The 16,901-nt window shown below is 52.5% G+C and carries 20 protein-coding genes; 16 read left to right on the forward strand and 4 right to left on the reverse strand.

The genetic code is table 11. The features are described 5' to 3' along the window. Window positions 1–127 precede the first annotated feature (127 nt). From BLT89_RS00175 to BLT89_RS00185, 3 genes are all read right to left on the reverse strand, one after another. Window positions 128–403, reverse strand: a complete 276-nt coding sequence (locus BLT89_RS00175) for a type II toxin-antitoxin system RelE/ParE family toxin (protein WP_090192525.1) — start codon at window positions 401–403, stop codon at window positions 128–130. Next, window positions 403–675 carry a CopG family ribbon-helix-helix protein gene (locus BLT89_RS00180; RefSeq protein ID WP_090192526.1) on the reverse strand — a complete coding sequence of 91 codons (273 nt, stop codon included), beginning with the start codon at window positions 673–675 and terminating at the stop codon, window positions 403–405. The genes BLT89_RS00175 and BLT89_RS00180 overlap by 1 nt, the downstream gene beginning before the upstream one ends. A gap of 332 nt (window positions 676–1,007) precedes the next feature. Further along, window positions 1,008–1,286 carry a hypothetical protein gene (locus BLT89_RS00185; protein WP_090192527.1) on the reverse strand — a complete coding sequence of 93 codons (279 nt, stop codon included), beginning with the start codon at window positions 1,284–1,286 and terminating at the stop codon, window positions 1,008–1,010. Window positions 1,287–1,546: 260 nt separating this feature from the next. On the opposite strand from BLT89_RS00185, the gene BLT89_RS00190 reads away from it, so the two are divergent. Beyond that, window positions 1,547–2,212, forward strand: coding sequence for a hypothetical protein (locus tag BLT89_RS00190; protein WP_090192528.1), 666 nt, complete (start codon window positions 1,547–1,549; stop codon window positions 2,210–2,212). Window positions 2,213–2,635: 423 nt separating this feature from the next. Here BLT89_RS00190 and BLT89_RS00195 read toward each other — a convergent pair whose 3' ends face one another. Then, window positions 2,636–3,508: a helix-turn-helix transcriptional regulator gene (locus BLT89_RS00195; RefSeq protein ID WP_090192529.1), complete on the reverse strand. Its 873-nt coding sequence runs from the start codon at window positions 3,506–3,508 to the stop codon at window positions 2,636–2,638. Between the two features lie 49 nt (window positions 3,509–3,557). Between BLT89_RS00195 and BLT89_RS00200 the strand changes: the two genes are divergently transcribed. The 15 genes from BLT89_RS00200 to BLT89_RS00265 all read left to right on the forward strand — a co-directional run bounded on the left by BLT89_RS00200 (window position 3,558) and on the right by BLT89_RS00265 (window position 16,838). After that, window positions 3,558–3,923, forward strand: a complete 366-nt coding sequence (locus tag BLT89_RS00200; RefSeq protein ID WP_157718757.1) for a hypothetical protein — start codon at window positions 3,558–3,560, stop codon at window positions 3,921–3,923. A 203-nt stretch (window positions 3,924–4,126) separates the two neighbouring features. Then, on the forward strand, window positions 4,127–4,267 hold the full coding sequence (locus BLT89_RS17530) for a hypothetical protein (protein ID WP_157718758.1): 141 nt from the start codon (window positions 4,127–4,129) through the stop codon (window positions 4,265–4,267). Between the two features lie 96 nt (window positions 4,268–4,363). Further along, window positions 4,364–4,852, forward strand: a complete 489-nt coding sequence (ssb, locus tag BLT89_RS00205) for a single-stranded DNA-binding protein (RefSeq protein WP_090192531.1) — start codon at window positions 4,364–4,366, stop codon at window positions 4,850–4,852. Window positions 4,853–4,963: 111 nt separating this feature from the next. Beyond that, the gene (locus BLT89_RS00210; RefSeq protein WP_157718759.1) at window positions 4,964–5,848 is read left to right on the forward strand and encodes an arginase family protein; all 885 of its coding nucleotides are present in this window, start codon (window positions 4,964–4,966) and stop codon (window positions 5,846–5,848) included. Window positions 5,849–5,856: 8 nt separating this feature from the next. Beyond that, entirely contained in the window at window positions 5,857–6,510 is a 654-nt protein-coding gene (locus tag BLT89_RS00215; RefSeq protein WP_157718760.1) for a helix-turn-helix transcriptional regulator, read from the forward strand. A gap of 64 nt (window positions 6,511–6,574) precedes the next feature. Beyond that, a complete protein-coding gene (locus BLT89_RS00220) occupies window positions 6,575–6,976 on the forward strand; it encodes a hypothetical protein (RefSeq protein WP_090192534.1) in 402 nt (133 codons plus the stop codon). 17 nt (window positions 6,977–6,993) lie between these two features. Beyond that, window positions 6,994–7,239 carry a hypothetical protein gene (locus tag BLT89_RS00225; protein ID WP_090192535.1) on the forward strand — a complete coding sequence of 82 codons (246 nt, stop codon included), beginning with the start codon at window positions 6,994–6,996 and terminating at the stop codon, window positions 7,237–7,239. 23 nt (window positions 7,240–7,262) lie between these two features. Further along, window positions 7,263–8,039 carry a hypothetical protein gene (locus tag BLT89_RS00230; protein WP_090192536.1) on the forward strand — a complete coding sequence of 259 codons (777 nt, stop codon included), beginning with the start codon at window positions 7,263–7,265 and terminating at the stop codon, window positions 8,037–8,039. A 116-nt stretch (window positions 8,040–8,155) separates the two neighbouring features. After that, window positions 8,156–9,166 carry a hypothetical protein gene (locus tag BLT89_RS00235; protein ID WP_197673523.1) on the forward strand — a complete coding sequence of 337 codons (1,011 nt, stop codon included), beginning with the start codon at window positions 8,156–8,158 and terminating at the stop codon, window positions 9,164–9,166. Window positions 9,167–9,307: 141 nt separating this feature from the next. After that, the gene (locus tag BLT89_RS00240; RefSeq protein WP_090198527.1) at window positions 9,308–9,958 is read left to right on the forward strand and encodes a HEPN domain-containing protein; all 651 of its coding nucleotides are present in this window, start codon (window positions 9,308–9,310) and stop codon (window positions 9,956–9,958) included. Window positions 9,959–10,183: 225 nt separating this feature from the next. Further along, the gene (locus BLT89_RS00245; RefSeq protein WP_090192537.1) at window positions 10,184–10,426 is read left to right on the forward strand and encodes a hypothetical protein; all 243 of its coding nucleotides are present in this window, start codon (window positions 10,184–10,186) and stop codon (window positions 10,424–10,426) included. Further along, complete coding sequence (locus tag BLT89_RS00250; protein ID WP_090192538.1) at window positions 10,419–11,711, forward strand: hypothetical protein; 1,293 nt, start codon at window positions 10,419–10,421, stop codon at window positions 11,709–11,711. Before BLT89_RS00245 ends, BLT89_RS00250 begins: the two co-directional genes overlap by 8 nt. Then, a complete protein-coding gene (locus BLT89_RS00255; protein WP_231975047.1) occupies window positions 11,708–12,067 on the forward strand; it encodes a hypothetical protein in 360 nt (119 codons plus the stop codon). The genes BLT89_RS00250 and BLT89_RS00255 overlap by 4 nt, the downstream gene beginning before the upstream one ends. 89 nt (window positions 12,068–12,156) lie before the next feature. Further along, window positions 12,157–13,374 carry an exonuclease subunit SbcD gene (sbcD, locus tag BLT89_RS00260; RefSeq protein ID WP_090192539.1) on the forward strand — a complete coding sequence of 406 codons (1,218 nt, stop codon included), beginning with the start codon at window positions 12,157–12,159 and terminating at the stop codon, window positions 13,372–13,374. After that, window positions 13,371–16,838, forward strand: a complete 3,468-nt coding sequence (locus BLT89_RS00265; protein WP_090192540.1) for an AAA family ATPase — start codon at window positions 13,371–13,373, stop codon at window positions 16,836–16,838. Before sbcD ends, BLT89_RS00265 begins: the two co-directional genes overlap by 4 nt. Window positions 16,839–16,901 lie beyond the last annotated feature (63 nt).

A 16,901-nucleotide genomic window follows, 5' to 3' on the forward strand; every position in this document is an offset into this window, starting at 1 on the left:
GCGGCGCTTTTGATCAGTCGCCAGCCGTGCTGCCGCGGGAGGGGTCAAACATCACGTCCATACGCATCCTCGTAGACCAGCATGAAAGTGGCGAATTCGTCCTAGTCGCTGTCCAAGACGGAGATCTTTATCGATCCTCTCGTGTGTGCCACAGGCGAAGCAGGTAGATCGTGGAGTCCGAAATTTTGTAGCGCATCTCGTAGTGCCCAACCAAAATCCGCCGTACATCACGGGGCGCGAACTCTTCCAGCCGCTCGCCAATCCGCGGGTTGGTCAGCAGCTGGGTTGGGGCTGCCGTGAGCTGCTGAACCGTGCGCGCCGCAGCGGGCTGATTCACGGTCGCCAGGAACTCGTATAGACGGGCCAGATCGGACATTGCCCTGCTCGACCATTTCAATTCCATTAACGCGGTACCGGCAGAGGCTTTTTGGTGCTGAGGCTCTCAGCCCATGCATGCACAGCCTGATGGTCAATTACACGCCCAGCATCCACATCAGCCAGTGCCTCGAGGGTCAGGCGGCTGCGTTCTTCTTCTTGGTCCAGCCAGTCGGACAGTGCCTGTTTGACGATCCAGTTCTTTGAGCGCTCCAATCGTCCGGCAATCTCATCAACACGTTCAGCCAGCTCAATAGGGACGTGAGCGGTGACGGATCTAGTTTTGGTGATGGCAACCATGGTGTGTCCCCTTTTCCAGCGATCGTTCTGCGCCTAGGTGATGAAATTTCAATCATAGTGAATAAAAAATAATCATCAAGCACAATGTCAGTCTTGGGTATGCGCATTCCGGGTCAAGTCGTTTGCACTCGACTTGTCTAAGAGTGCGCGCGCGACCCAGTATTTGCCATTGAGGGGCTGCCAGGTGGTGACATCAGGGAAGCACTTCATCCAAGCGCTGAATGACTGCGCCCGAAGCGGTCATTGTTGAAAATAAATTTGTCCCCTTTTTTTAAGCTGAACGGACTGGTGCCGAAGGCGACAGGTCCGCTGAAGCGCCTTGTTGGGCAACTTCAGTCATCTTGGAGAAGCTCCCAATCTTTTTTCCCGCATTTGGGGCAGTTGTAACCTTTGTCTGTGATCCACTTAACAACCTTGTCTTTGTAAGCGAGCATTCCCACGCCACACACGACCATCGCTATACAGATAGGCAATGCCAGCCCTGTTCCTGCGAAAAAGAATGTAACCCAAGCCCAGAAGCCGCCAATAGGTGCAGCAACCCCGATCAACTTAACCCAAAAATCCTTGTTTGTTGTCTCAGAATGGCCGCACGACTTACACCATATTTTCATTTTCGGTTCCGTTAGTTATGTATCTTCTAATAAATACTGATAAATTATGTATGTTCAAAAGCTTTTATCAAACACAAGTTCTGGATCGAGCAGAGCAAGTTTAATGCGAGTGGCAAGCCTTGGCCGGGTACGAAACAGACTGGACCATATACCCCGCTAGTTCGCGTATGGCAGGTGCGTTATTGCTAGTAGTCCAACATCTTCCAGGTAGTTATTCGAAAGTAATTTAGAAATTATCTTTTCTTTAGAGGATACGCAAAGTGTCAGGTTTTCTTGATAATCAGGCGCCTTCGCCAGAAGCAGAATATGTCCGTTTCTTAGAGGGTGACGTATTTGGAAAGATGCTCCTCAAGAGCTATCTTCTTCGGGTAATCGGACTTAGCGAGAGCGATATTCATATTCCCATCGGCAGGTGGGGGGACATGAACGCGGAGCCCCACGGCGCAGCGGATGCTTTAGTGCTTTTAAACGGTCGCTGGTTAGCTGTTGAGGTGAAGCTCGCTAGGCTAAATATTGCAAACAAGAGCATAGGTCAAACTAAGACCAACTGGGCTTTTAACAACATTCTGCGTACCCCGTCTAAGGCAGCGAAAGCATATGATATCTTATTCGCTGTTGGTGTGAATGTTTTGGGATTCGAAAATCCAGGGTATTGGGAGTTTTTTCGGAGCACTATTTTAGAATTGTCTGTCGCCGATCCAAGCCTTTCAGAGACAGTGCTACCTCACGAGCCGGCCTTCCTCAACTTGTGTGGGGCGTTCATTCTTCCATTTGACAGCATTCCCAACAATCACTTCCGGGTCACACTTAGCGCGTTAAGTTCCAGCCCATTCAACCAGTACTTTTCATGGTTGAACAATACCACACGGTGTAAAGAAATCTGGTCAAGTGCTTTAGCTGTCGGTATTTCAGCTGACCAAGCCTAACTAAGCAAACAAGAAAACCTTACAGGACTAAGTTTCCAGCGCAATCATATGTGTTGGGTTGGGCTAGGCGGTTTTTCGATGTAATGAGCTCTGCGGCTGGTGTCCGTTCGGCAAAATAGCCTATGAATGCCCTTTAAATGTGCGATTCAAACTAAAGGAAACTCATTCCGACATGCGCAAGACAATAAACTACTTAACATTTAACATAGTGATCCAATACTGATTACCACAACACTTCCAGCTAGAGCCTCACTACGACTGTGCGGTCATCGCATGTTGTAGGATAAAGTCATTTATTCTGCCTGACTCTGCCCAGTGTTAGGTGCCATGAGCTCGATACCTGTCGAGCGCAAAGTGCTACCGCAGGAATTTAAATAGTCAGCGTTTAATTAGCTTCCTGTCTGGCACTTATTGCTGATGCGATCATTTGTATAGCCAAGTAGACAGTTCATCTAGATTTGAGACTACGATCTGTTGAGCTGTTGCCTTGGCTTGCACCATGTTCGGGTCAATTTGGTATCGCTGCAGAACGTATTGCACCAAAGCGCCATGGGTGTTTACCACCAGCTGACCATCGACCATGCCGTAGTCGGTTTCGATGATGCTCTTCTGCTCAGGCTTCAGCCGGGCATCGGGCTCAATGATCACTTGCACTTCAGCGTTCCACGCCTCATCCCCGTCCCGTCCAAAATCCGATTCATCCAACAGGTCTGGTACGCCACGGAAACGGCTGAGTACGAAATCCCTGTAAGCACGGTTCTTCTCGCAGTAGGCCCGCACATGCCAGCGCATACCGGTATAGACAAGCGTATGCGGAGCAATCAGCCTGATTTCGGAAGTTGGTGTATTGAATGACACGTACTCGGTTTCAAGGCGCAGGCCTTCGCGACAGGCTTTGAGTAGCGGTCTCAGGATTTCGGCTTTTACTGACCTGTCAGGCACATGCAGCACTTCGGTATGGGCATAGGCTAGTGCTAACCCTTCGATGTGTGGCGCGCGCTCATAGTTCTGGTTGAGTAGATGCAGATACGCACTGGCACTGTCATCGATGAACAGTGGCTCGAAGTGCTTGCTCGGTACATACCCCTTCAAATACTTGTCGTATTGCAGATTCCTGAGCGCATGTTCGTTGATGTAGCTGTTGATGTCCTTGGAGGCCTGCTGCCGACTGATGCCAAAGCTCTGCATCAGGTGGTTGGTGGTCAGGCGGCCTTCCCACCAAGCCACGGTCTCGATCAGTCGATAGCGTAGGGCCAGATCCCAGCGAACCTGTTCAATCGATTGCTGACGTTTCATGTCATCTCCACCTGCCTGAAAAGTTTACCTGTTCATGTAAACACTCTAGATGCGTCATCTAAAGCTACATATTCTTCAGTCATCAAGCAATACTGCGAAATCGAAAAGAAGGATTGATGTGAGTGAATTGGCCGGTGTATGGATCAGCCTTGGCGTTGCACTGGGTTTGTCGCTGATGCTGGGAATTGCATTGCTGGCTTCACTGGAAAAACGCAGCACCCTCGAGCGACAGCTTGCCGAATTGGCAGAACACAATTCGCATCTGTACCGGGTGCAAGAGCTTCAGGCTAAAGATATTGCCCAGCTCAGATCCGCACTGCGGGCAGAAAATGCGCATGTGGCGCAATTGCTCCGCAAGACCGAGCTGATCAAGTTGCTGTTGGACGAGCTGCATACGCATCATCCGAGTAATTAATGACGGGGCAGTTCGGTCGTATATGCGGTTCTCCGTTGGCAGATAGCTTCCTTGCAAGCTATCCAGACAAGCTTGTGTTGCGCACAGTGATTTAGAAGTTGCTGAAGATATTGATCCGGCGCCTGGGAGTGGATCGGGCGGAGATGGTCAGGCTGAAGAGTAGTCAGTGCAACGGTATCCAGACATGAAATAAGGAGTAAACGATGTTCAAGACGTATCTGATTTCGGGCTACAAGGGTGCCGATTTTCACAGCGAGATATTCACCGGATACTCGGAAGGAGATGCTGAAATGAAGGCATTCAATAGCGGCTACACAGCGGTTACATGCATCAAGGAAATGTAAGTCTTCGACAGGCAGCTTTGGGTCAGTTCAGTATCTTTGTGCAAAAGCTGCGAGTTGACCCAGTTGGAAAATCTGTCCATCCAAAGGAGCAAGACAATGGCAAAAGGCATCAATAAGGTCATCTTGGTCGGCAATGTGGGCGGCGATCCTGAAACGCGCTTTCTCCCCAACGGAAACCAGGTCACCACAATAAAGCTGGCGACCACGGATAGCTGGAAGGATAAACAGACCGGCCAGCAGCAGGAACGTACTGAATGGCACCGTGTCGTTTTCTTCGGGAAAATCGCAGAAATTGCGTGCCAGAACCTTAAGAAAGGTTCGCAGTGTTACATCGAGGGCCGCATTCAGACACGAGAGTGGGAGAAAGACGGTATCAAGCGTTACACCACTGAAATCGTTGTCGATATGGGTGGCACCATGCAGCTTCTGGGCAGTCGCGGCGAGGGAGTAAGTGACACGGCGCGCATGGATCGAAAGGAGCCTTACACAGCAAGAAGTGAGTTGAACACTCAGACCAAGACGCGGACTGCCGATGGCTGGCCTGATGATGACACTCCCATTGATCTTGGCGAGGTCCCATTTTGATGTGCGATGTTTATTTGGGGAGAGAGTGAGTGTGTGAGGCAGTGCCTCACGTGTTGAGGCACTGGTAACTGCATGATGTTGCTACATAAAGACATCTACAGGAGTTACACCATGCAGCTTGCTTTTCACTATACCAATCACATGGTTGCCGACGCGGCTAGCTACTCTCCAAGTGCTGCCAAGCCTGCCCAAGTCATGGAATCCTGGGCAATGCTGGGGCTTCCGATGCAAGTCGTTGAGCCGATACCCGTGACGGAAGCGCAGCTCTGTCTGGCCCATGATCCGGAGATGGTTCGTGCTGTTCTATCGGGTGAAAAGGCCAACGGCTTCAGTAACCGGAGCCTGAAGGTCGCTGCTTCACTGCCTTATACCAGTGGGGCCATGCTCTCGGCAGCTCGCTATGCGCTGGAAAATGGTTGCGGTGCGATCGCGCCCTGTTCGGGCTTTCATCATGCCGGTTACGTTTTTGTCGGGGGCTTTTGCACCTTCAACGGTTTGATGGTCACCGCTCGTGTCTTGCTCAACGAAGGCAAGGTAAAGCGGATTGGCATACTGGATTTCGATCAGCACTGGGGCGACGGCACCGCCGATATCATCAAGCGCCTGGGTCTCGGCAGCCAAGTGACGCATTACAGCCCTTGCCGGGAGTATGGCCGTCCGCAACGTGCGGAGGCTTTTGTCGCAGACATACCTAGGTTGCTGGAAGCCTTCGCTGACTGTGATCTGGTGCTATACCAAGCCGGAGCTGACCCTCACATTGAAGACCCGTTGGGTGGATGGCTAACCACTAATCAATTGTTCAATCGCGACAAGCAGGTGTTTGAGGCATTTCGCAAGATGGGCATCCCGGTTGCCTGGAATCTGGCCGGGGGTTATCAGCGTGACGCGTCTGGCGGCATCCGTCCGGTATTGGATATTCATGACAACACGTTGAAGGCCTTTGCCGGCGTTTGGGGCGTTATTGCCCAGCCAGACCAGTTGAACGAAGCCGTCTAGGAGAGAGCTTGGAAAGATCACAGCGAATCAACCGGATCAATGCGCTATTACAACGTCCTCAAGGGGTGAGCATGGCTCAACTCCAGGAGGATCTTGAGGTGTCGCGGCAGACGATCAATCGTGACATCCAGTTGATGCGTGACCAGATGCACGCGCCCATTGTTTGGAGTCGGTATGACCATTGTTATCGACTGGAAAACGGTGGGCATGTAGGCCCCACATACACGCTTCCTGGACTTTGGTTTTCTCCTGCTCAGGCCTATGCGTTCCTGACGCTTAACAACATGGTGGAGAAAATCGCACCAAACCTGCTCGGGCCGTTTCTGAATCCCATGCGGGCTACCCTTAAACGCATGCTGCACGAGGCTGATTTCGGACTATTTGGACTTGATCAAAAGATTCAGATCGATATGCCGGCAATGCCTGAGATAGGAGATTTGGATTTTTCAAACCTGGTAGATGGCCTTCTTAAAGAACAGTCAGTGCGCCTTGATTTCAAACGCGCAGACGGCATTCAGAAGTCGCTACGTGGTAAGCCAGTGAAGCTGCATATTTCACCTGAGGGCTGGTTGCTAGACCTGCAGGTTGACGGAGGTGAAAACCTTCAACAAATAGATGTGGCCCACGTGATCAAAGTAGCCGCAGAGTCCGAGCAAGATTAGTCATCACATTGCCCACTGTGAATGCGTACATGTCAGCTTAAAATTGATCTAAAAGGTAGATTCGGTGAGCAACCAAGACAAAGATAGCCTCGATGAAGATAGCCAATTCATGCCGATTCTAAGCGTGCTTGCCGAAGGCGGGGCCATTCGTTTGGTTGGCCTGTTGCACGATGAAAAATGGGTATTCAGAGTTCGGATTAACGATATGTTCGCATCACCAGCAACGCGGGAGACCGCTTCCATTGATACCTGGCAACAAGCTTTAACTCTGCTGGATAGTTACCCGTGGCATTGCTTATTTCCTAAAGAGGTAAACCCGGGATTTGCTCAGAGGGTCTGGCAGGCTTATGAGCAGCGTTGGGCTCAAGAGGGCGGTGGGGTTGAGCACCATCGGGACGAATGGGAATTGGCTTGCGGGCGAGATAAGAAAACAAAAGTCAGTCGGACGAATATCGATGTGCAGTAATATCTGGAGTGAGCATCATGTCCCGGAAGAAAGAAGTTGAAGTAGACATAGTTGATCTTTGCTACGTAGATGACTCCAAAATCGGGGTGTATGAGACGGAGGAAGAAGAGTTCGAAGATCTTTACACCGTTGGTATTCAACCCGACCAGTTTGCTGACTTAGACGAACGGGCCAAATACAAAGGTTGGATTGAAAAGAACGAAAAATTTCTTCGCGAATTTTACGGTAATTTGAACGACTACTTTAAAAACAACCATGACTAACGAACAGGCACCAAGGTAATGCAATGAGCCGAATTTTTGACATGAGTGACGAAGACCTGAACAGGTTGCGCACTAACGCTCTTAGGTATCTTGATGACCCAAAGCGTTCAGCAGAAGCCCAGCTGAAGCTCGATGAGATTGAGTCTGAGCTTAAGAGGCGCTACTTACCCGGGATGATTCAAACATTTCTTAATGCTTACCCTGAGGGGTTTCATGACAGGCAGCAAATCGTAGTCGAGCGTGACTATAAGCTGGCCGCAAGAAATCTTTGTCTGGAACTTTTGGGTGAAGAGCAATTCTCGGTGTTGTTGAAAAATCAGGACTGGGCTGAATTGTATGCTAGAGCCAAAAGACTGATAAACATGACCAATCTCATGCAGCCTAGCTTTGAAAAACCCAGGTTACTTGACGCTCTCCAGGACCCAGCCAAAGGGCCGAAGTTTTTCACAGCCCTTTACGAGGTGCTTTGGGGAGGTGAAGAATTCAACGAGCGCTTTCAGCATTATTGCGACACATTGGAAGAGTTAGATTTATTCAAGTGGACCTATGCGACCTATTTTGTGTTCTTGGCGGATAGCAAATATGGAATGTTCGTTAAGCCGGAAATGCTGAAGAAGTCGCTAGAAAAATCACGCTACCCGTTAACGTATGAGTCAGCGCCTACTGCAGCTTTGTACAAAGACATTCTTAAATTCTGCCATTGGCTAAAGCTCAACATTGCGGAGCTTGAGCCGCGTGACCTGATTGATGTGCACTCTTTTATGTGGCACATGGCACCGACTGGCAAGTGGGAAGAGTAACCGCGGCACAGTAGTTATTTCTGAATGCGCTGCGACATCATTTAGATCTGGCCCTTGGTCGATCGTCCATCTGGTGAAAACAATTCATAGTTTAGCTGTTATACGGAGATCATTTGATGAGCATGGACTGGTTCGAGCGACTAACTGGTTTCCCGGAGACAAGCTATGAAGATACTCGCAGCAAGTTCGCGGTAGAAGGTAGCCATTTGCGATCCATAGTGAATGGCCAGAGCTATGGAATTGGCGAGCTGATGCTCCCTTCACTTCAGTCCCTTAGAGACAGGGTGACGGCAGGATCAGGACGAATAAAGGTAAGCCTGGAGAGGGGCGACGTGCGGTCCATGCACCAGAAACCAGAGTTTGCTGGTGCATTATTCCAAGTAGCCTCCCAGTTCAACTTGCTTGAAATGGTCTCCCCGCGTGTCACCCCTGAGGATGGGGTTACCCGTTATCAGAGTGACCCAACCCAAGGTCCTGCCTGTGCAATCGCTGCAGGCGCTGCAACTATCTACCGTAACTATTTCGCGCCTGTTGCAGGCCAGCTTGGACAGACCAGCAACAGCCAGCTAGACGGTCTCTCTGGTTTGGGAGCGATGCTGTCGGAGCGGACAGGGCATTCCCTTCCTGAGCTTTGGCAAATGAGAAATGGCTATGCGCTTTGCAGCCAGGAAGGGTTAAGTGCCATCAACTCAGCGCTCCAGACTATGAGCGAGGTTGAACTTGACCTTCTGCGGGGAAGTTTGTGCATCGGTGTGCACCGTGATGTAGAAGTGACTGACGCGGCTCCGGAATGTCGTCAGCTAGTTTCCCAGGCCTATTGCTCCGCTCTACCAGTTGCTTACTCATCGGTGCCGGCGCACCTCTGGAAGGCATTTGCCAATCTAGTGCTTGAAGCTGCGTATGAAGCGACGCTCTGGGCCGTACTAGAAAACGCCAAGCTCGGACGTTCGAACATTGTCCTGCTCACGAGTTTGGGCGGTGGCGCGTTTGGTAATGATGATGAGTGGATTCATTCAGCTATTCGGCGAGCATTGCGACTTGCGATTGATTGCGATCTTGATGTTCGGATAGTCAGTTACAGGCAACCAACAAGCGAATTGGTCAAGTTGGTAGCTGACTTCAGCTAAAGCTGCCGACACTAGTTCAAGTCAAATGTTAGGGATTCGATATAGCCGTATCGCTCAGCGTATGCTCTTGGCGATGACTACATTTTGCATGCTTCACTTCATTCCAAGTGAAGCCAGGTCAGTAGACAAATGGAGAGCTTCGTGGATTTCGATACGCTAAAAGCCCGTCAGAGAGCAGAACGAGATAATCATCAGCCAAATCTGGCGCTTCGCGTACACCGGGCGCTCAGTTGGCTGTGCAAGGCGGAAATGACCAAGGACGATGACGGCCGCTTCATATTCCTGTGGATCGCCTTTAACGCAGCGTACGCGACTGAAATTGACGAGAGTTCCCGCCTATCCGAACAAGAGACCTTCAGGGCGTTTCTGGGAAAACTTTGCGATCTGGATACACCAGGGCGGATCAGGAATATGGTCTGGAAAGAGTTTCCCGGCAGCATTCGCATCCTGCTGGACAACCCGTATGTCTTCCACAGTTTCTGGGAGTTCCAGCGCGGAAAGATCACAGAGGCTGATTGGCAGGACAGATTTGCCAGTGGCAAGAAAGCGGCACAGTTGGCGCTGGCGAGCAATAACTCCCCAGCGGTGCTGGGTATTGTGCTCAATCGGATGTATGTCCTGCGCAATCAGTTGATGCATGGTGGTGCGACCTGGAACAGTACGGTGAACCGCGACCAGTTGCGTGACTGTGTGAATTTTCTGGGAAAGCTGGTGCCATTGGTCATCGAGATCATGCTGGACAACCCGGACACCCTCTGGGGCGACGCCAGCTTTCCGGTAGTCCAGCCGTGAATCGATCGGCTCGCTCTGTCTATTGATCTGCTGAAGCGGGTCATTTTTGTTCATGGCGATTGGCTGCACTTGGCAGCCTTAAACCTGCTCGAAAACTTTACCTGTACGGGTAAACACTCTAGATGCGTCAACTATGACTACATATCATTCAAGCTAACTGGAATTGGCGTTATCGGTTCCGGTTTATTTCTGGCTTGAGTCTGCGCTGCCTGCGCAAGGATAGGTATGTTTCATTTGTTGGGTCTGTTGCTGCTGCTTTGGCTCGGCTGGTTGCTGATTGTCGGGCTTTGGCATGTGTTTGTTTTTTTGCTCTCGCTGCTTGGTATAGGGATTTTCTTCCTGTTTGTCGCCGACCCCGCAACACGTGCCAGCGCGATTCTCTGGATAGTCGGCATTGTCTTTATTGTGGTCATCATGGGGCTGTTTGAGAAACTTGGAAGTCAAAACAAGCGAGGGCAGGATGAATAATCGCAGCCTGTTGGTTTTTCGTGTTCTGTTCGGAGTCTTTATGGCTTCGGTACTGCTGTTGGTGGCCTTGATCCTGGCCCCGGATGAGGAGCCCTCCGAGCTCTCCAGTTCCCTGAAAGCACAAGGTCTTTCCGCAGTCGATACCTATGCGGAAGGCTTCATTTACCAGATGGGCTTGGGCGCGCCCCTGGGTACAGATCCTTCCCGGTTTGGCGCAGCCCGGATCACAGCCTATCAGGATGCGTTGGCCGGGTCGGACGCCTCATCTTTCGGTTATGAGGAAAAGCTCCCGGCTAACGCGCTGGCACTGATGAATCCGGAAGAGTGGGGTAATTGCCCACTGGATACAGCGACATGTATTCAAGCGTTGCTCAAGGATCAACCCAAACTCAATCGCCTGATTTCCCAGAGTGCAGAGATTTTCAAGCGCTACCAACGCAACCTGAGTCTGCAGCACCATCACAATACGTTGATCAATCGGTATGACGCCCCGAGTCCCCCGATGCAGTACGTCACTCAAGGAAACTTGGCTCTTCGCTTCAGAGCGCTTGCGTTGGCTAATGCTGGAGATGCAGTAGGTACGACGAACATGCTGCTGGCTGACATTGCACGCCAGCGAGAGCTGCTGGCCGACGCCAACACCATTATCGATAAAGTGATCTTCAGCAACATAGTGACCAACGACATAACTACGCTAAATACGCTTCAGGCATTGGGACTGGCTGCGCCTTCATCTGAGCTGCCAGCCCTGACCAGGCTGGAGCTGAGCTTCGCTGGGCCATTGGCCTGGGAGTTCGCCATGAATGCACTGCTGTTTGAACAGCTTTCAGAAAACAGAAATGCATTCAGTTATGACTTTGAAGTGCCCGAGTGGGTAGTGCACGCCGCGCTCAAGAAAAACATGTTCCTGAACCAGTTGGCCGTTCGTATGAGCCAGTTCACGGAGAACTCGGAGCAAAGCCTTGAGACCTTCTCCGCTGAACAGGAGCCTTCAGAGATATCCTGGTTCGGTATTGTCCTGAATCCGCTGGGCAGCGTATTCACCACAATGATTGATGAAACCAACTACAACCACTACAGCGCACGCACGCAGGATCTGGGCAAGCAGATTCTGTTATTCAATCATCTCGCGCATGGAAGCGTGAAATCGACTCAGTTGGAATCAAGCCCGCTTGGATTTCATCGGGTTGGCGAGAGCCAGGTTTGCTTTGACAGAGCTTATCGCTCGGACAAGCAAAGTAAGGCTATCTGCTTGCTCACATCGCACGAGGTTACTTCGCCATGAGACTGACTGTTTTAATTGCTTGTCTCGTAATGCTCGGTTTTTCGGCAATCTCTCATGCGCAGGATCGCGATATCGATAATGACGGCGTCTGGGATTTCGACAAGGGTGGCACCGACCGTGACATCGATAACGATGGCGTGTGGGACTACGACAAAGGCGGAGTCGATCGGGATCTGGATAACGACGGTAGCTGGGACAAGGCTGCCGGTGGAGTTGATCGTGATATCGACAATGATGGCACTTGGGACTACGACGCCGGTGGTGTTGACCGGGATCTTGATAATGACGGGGTGTGGGACAGGGATGCGGGAGGCGTTGATCGCGACGTGGATAACGACGGAATCTGGGACCAATAGCCCCGATTCTTGATAGTAACCGGTTCGTTATTGTTGTTATTCAAAGCGTGCCTGCGCCTACGCCACCGCTTTTCAAAAAGGATGTATCAATGCGCATTTTGCACACCTCGGACTGGCACCTTGGTCAGCACTTCATGGGCAAGACCCGTCAGGCCGAACATCAGGCATTTCTTGGCTGGCTGGTCGACCAGGTCAAAGAGCATCAAGTGGATGCCGTGCTGGTGGCCGGGGATATCTTCGACACCGGAACGCCGCCCAGCTATGCCCGTGAGATGTACAGCGAGTTCGTTGTAGCGATGCGACGTAGTGGTGCCGAACTGATCGTGCTGGGTGGCAATCATGATTCAGTTGCCATGCTGGGTGAGAACAAAAGCCTGTTGGCGGAGTTGAATGCCCGTGTCATTCCGGGGGTGGCTGAAACGCTTGGGGATCAGCTGCTGGTGGTCAAACAGCGGGATGGAACGCCGGGTGCCATTCTGTGCGCGATTCCGTTTATTCGCCCCCGGGATGTGACCACCAGCCTGACCGATGCAAGTGCCAAGGATCGGCAGGTGAACCTGCAAAAAGCCATTCAATCGCACTACGCGGCGCTTTATCAGTTGGCTGTCGACAAACGCATGGAGTTGGGGGCTGAGCTGCCCATTGTTGCTACCGGTCATCTGACCACCGTCGGTGCGAGTGCCAGTGAGTCCGTCAGGGAAATCTATGTGGGCTCGCTTGAAGCCTTTCCGACCAGCGCCTTTCCACCGGCTGACTACATCGCGCTGGGGCATATTCATCGTCCGCAGAAGGTTGGCGGACATGAGCACATCCGTTATTCAGGCTCACCGATCCCGTTAAGTTTTGACGAGACCGGCCAGCAGAAAAACGTACTGCTGGTAGATCTGGATGCCGGCGGGTTGCAGCAGGTTGAAGCTTTGGACGTGCCACTTTTCCAGCCGTTGCTTTCACTTCGGGGCTCACTGAAAGAACTGGAAGCTTTGATTGCGGATGCTGCACAGCAAGGGTCAGGGCAAACCCCGGTATGGCTGGAAATCATGGTGACCAGCGACGATTACCTGAGTGACCTGCAATCCCGGTTGCTGCTGCTTACCGATGGCCTGCCAGTCGAAGTCTTGCGCACCCGCAGGCAGCGCGGAGATGTTGAACCCACGTTGCCCACGCAGCGCGAGACTCTTGAGGAGTTGAGTCCAACCGATGTTTTTTCCAAACGACTTGAGGCTGAAACACTGGATCCGCAATTGCAGGAGCAACTTGGTGGTTTATATCAGCAGGTGATCGCCCAGTTGGCAGAGGAGCCGGTATGAAGATCCTCAGTCTGCGCTTGAAAAACCTCAACTCACTAAAAGGCGAGTGGAAGATCGATTTCACTCAGGAGCCGTTCAGGCATAACGGCCTGTTTGCCATCACCGGCCCTACCGGAGCTGGCAAGACCACGCTGCTGGATGCCATTTGCCTGGCGCTCTATCACCGCACACCGCGGATGAGTTCGGTCAATGCCAGTGGCAACGAATTGCTCACCAGGCATACCAGCGACTGCCTGGCTGAAGTCGAGTTTGCCGTAATGGACAGGCGCTACCGTGCTTTCTGGAGCCAGCGTCGAGCGCGTGATCGAATCGATGGTGCACTGCAGGCACCGGTAGTGGAGTTGGCAGCGCTCAAACTGGCCACGGGTGAATGGGAGATTCTGGCCAGCAGAGTTAATGAAAAGTTGCCGCTGACCGAGAAGATTACCGGCCTGGATTTCGAGCGCTTTACCAAATCCATGCTGCTGGCCCAGGGTGGCTTTGCCGCCTTCCTTGAGGCCAAGGCCAATGAACGTGCCGAACTACTGGAAGAGCTGACTGGAACCGAGATCTACGGACAGATTTCTCAGCGGGTATTCGAAAATGCCCGTGAGGTCAAAACCGCGCTGGAGCAATTGAAAGCCCGCGCCGAAGGTGTTGCCTTGCTCAGTGAAGAAGAGCGCGCAGCCCTGGAGTCCGAAGGTCAGGCTCTGGTGGGGCAGTTGACTGTGCTGACCGAGCAATCCCAGCAAGTCCAGATGCAACGGCAATGGCGTATCGAGCTAACCCAGACCGAGCAGAAGCTGACGTTGCTTGCGGCACGTGAGCAGCAGGCGTTACAGCAACTGGACGCAGCGCAGCCGCAACTGCAGCAACTGGCAGCCAGCGAGCCGGCCATGCGTCTGCAACCGCTGCACATGGCCATGCAGGACGCACGCTCGACGCTCGGGCAGGTTGAGACCGCAGTGCAGGACAGCCTGTTGGCCAGCGAACAGGCACAACAGGCGATCATCGAGTCCCTCTGGCAGGGCGTTAGCCTCAGTCGCCACAGTGCGCAGGCGCAACAGGTCGAGAAAGCAGGCTTCACCCTGCAAAAGCAGCAAGTGGATCAGTACCTCCAGAAAAACGCTGCGCATGCCCAGTTGGGCGAACATCTGGGTGTCTGGCGCAGCCAGTTTAGTGGCTTGCAAGAGCAGCTGGAGGCAATAGCGCTCCTGAACGATCAGCAGCTAAAGGCAGGCGAAGTCGAGTCGCAGTTAAATCAGTCTTGTATTGAGAAAGGCTTACAGGTCGAAGCAGCGAGTACTGAGCTAAAGCAAGCTGAACAGCTTTATTCCGCGCAACAGGAAAAACTCAATCAGTTGCTCGGTACTGATGGCCTTACCGAGAATAAATTACGCGAACAGATGCAACGATTGCAGGCTCAGGCGCGTGGCCTTGAGCAGTTGCAGGCACTGGATGTGGCGCAGGGTCGATTGCAGGCCTCGCATCGTGAGCAGCAAACTTCGCTGGCTGACAATACGGATCAACTGGCAATCAAGAACCAAGAGCTTGAAGCCGCCCGCGCTACCTACAGATCTATTGCGGAACAGGTTACTGACAAGCAGAAGTTGCTTGAGCAGGAGCAACGTATTCAGTCGCTGGACGCATACCGTAATCGTTTACAGCCAGACGAGGCTTGCCCGTTGTGTGGCTCCCTGGAGCACCCGGCAGTTTCGGCCTACCAAGCGCTGGATATCTCTGAAACTCAACAGGCGCTGGTGGCCAAAAAGTCAGAGCTCGAGGCGCAGCAAAAAACCGGTGAGTCGCTTGCCGTGGCTCACGCCGCACTGGCAGAGCGTGTGAAGCAACTTGGCCTGTCGATTGTTCAGCTAGAGCAGGATATTCAGAAGAACGCGCAGGAATGGCAGCGCCAGTGCCAGCTACTGGGTTTGACCCTAGCGGATGGCGCGGCAGTTGCAATTGCGCTGCAGAAAAACAGCATGGACCAGAGCGGTCTGAACGCCCGGCTAGGGGAGCTGGAAAGCTGCAGGCAGTCGCTCGAACTTGCCAAGGCCCAGCAGGTGAAGTGTGAGCATGCTGTCACTACGGCCTCCCACGCGTCGACGATGTCGAAAACCAATTTGAGCAATCATCAGGCTCAAATGGCAGAAGCTCGCGAGCGGTTGCAGAAATTGCAGCACCAATATGAAGAGCGGCATAAGGCTCTGCTGGAGGCTTTGAACGTATTGGGCTATGGCATGCCAGAGGTCCCGGTCGATTGGCTGGGTGATCGACAGGCGGAGTGGGGGCTTTGGCAAAGCAGGCTCAAAGAGTTGCAGGATCTGGAAAGAAGGCTTTCAGCTATCGAGCAGAGCCTGCAGTCAGCATTGCAGGCCCAAGCCCTTTGGATGAAGCGCTGGAGGGAAGCAGGGCAGGCCTATAGAGCAGATCTCCCGCAGGATGTTCTGGATAGTCTGAATCTCGAGGATATCGAAGCCGGATACCAGTCGGCACTCAAACAACTCAATGAGTTGAATGGCAAACGCCAGAGCCTGACCCAGCAGCTTCAGCAGTCAAAGGAAACGCTAGCTGCTAAGGAAAGTGCTTGGCTGAAAGGGCTGGAGCAGAGTGCCTTTGCTGATGAGAGTGCCTTTCTTGCTGCGCTTCTGACTGTTGATCAGCAGGCAAGTTTGCGCGCCCTCAAAGAGAAGGTTGAGACTGCATTGACCGAGGCCCGCGCACTCAAAGTTTCGGGTGAGCAGGCGCTCAAAAAACTAAGCATTGAGCCAAAGACATCACTTGCCATTGAACAACTGGACGAGCAGCTCCAGGCCGTGAGCGAGCAGCTTCGAGTTGCTTCTGAGCGCCAAGGGGAGTTGCGCGGCCAGTTACAGGGCGATGACCAGCGCCGCCAAAACCAGCAGGCTCTGTACGCGGCAATTGCCGACAAGCAGGGTGAGTTCGACTTGTGGCAGCAACTCAACAGTCTGATTGGCTCTGCCGACGGCGCCAAATACCGCAAGTTCGCCCAAGGGCTCACGCTGGATCACCTCATCTATCTGGCTAATCAACAGCTGCAGCGTTTGCATGGCCGCTACCAGTTACGCCGGCGCAGTCTGGGCGAGCTTGAGCTGGAGGTCATTGATACCTGGCAGAGCGATGCGGCGCGTGACTGCAAGACGCTATCCGGAGGTGAAAGCTTCCTGGTCAGTCTTGCGCTGGCATTGGCTTTGTCCGATCTGGTCAGCCACAAGACGTCAATTGATTCGCTGTTCCTCGACGAAGGCTTCGGGACCCTTGACCCGGAAACCCTGGAAGTTGCGCTGGACGCACTGGATTCACTGAATGCCAGTGGCAAGATGATTGGCGTGATCAGTCATGTCGAAGCTCTAAAGGAGCGCATACCCGTTCAGTTAAAAGTACAGAAGACCGGGATGGGGGTGAGTGCGCTGGAGGCTATGTATCGCTTCAATACAGCTTCGCTTCAGCAGGTAATCCGATAGCATGACAGCCGAGCTATAGGTGACTGGATGCAGCACTATAAAAACCAACACCTTCACAATGCG

Source organism: Pseudomonas pohangensis, from assembly GCF_900105995.1.
GTDB classification, from domain to species: Bacteria; Pseudomonadota; Gammaproteobacteria; order Pseudomonadales; family Pseudomonadaceae; genus Aquipseudomonas; species Aquipseudomonas pohangensis.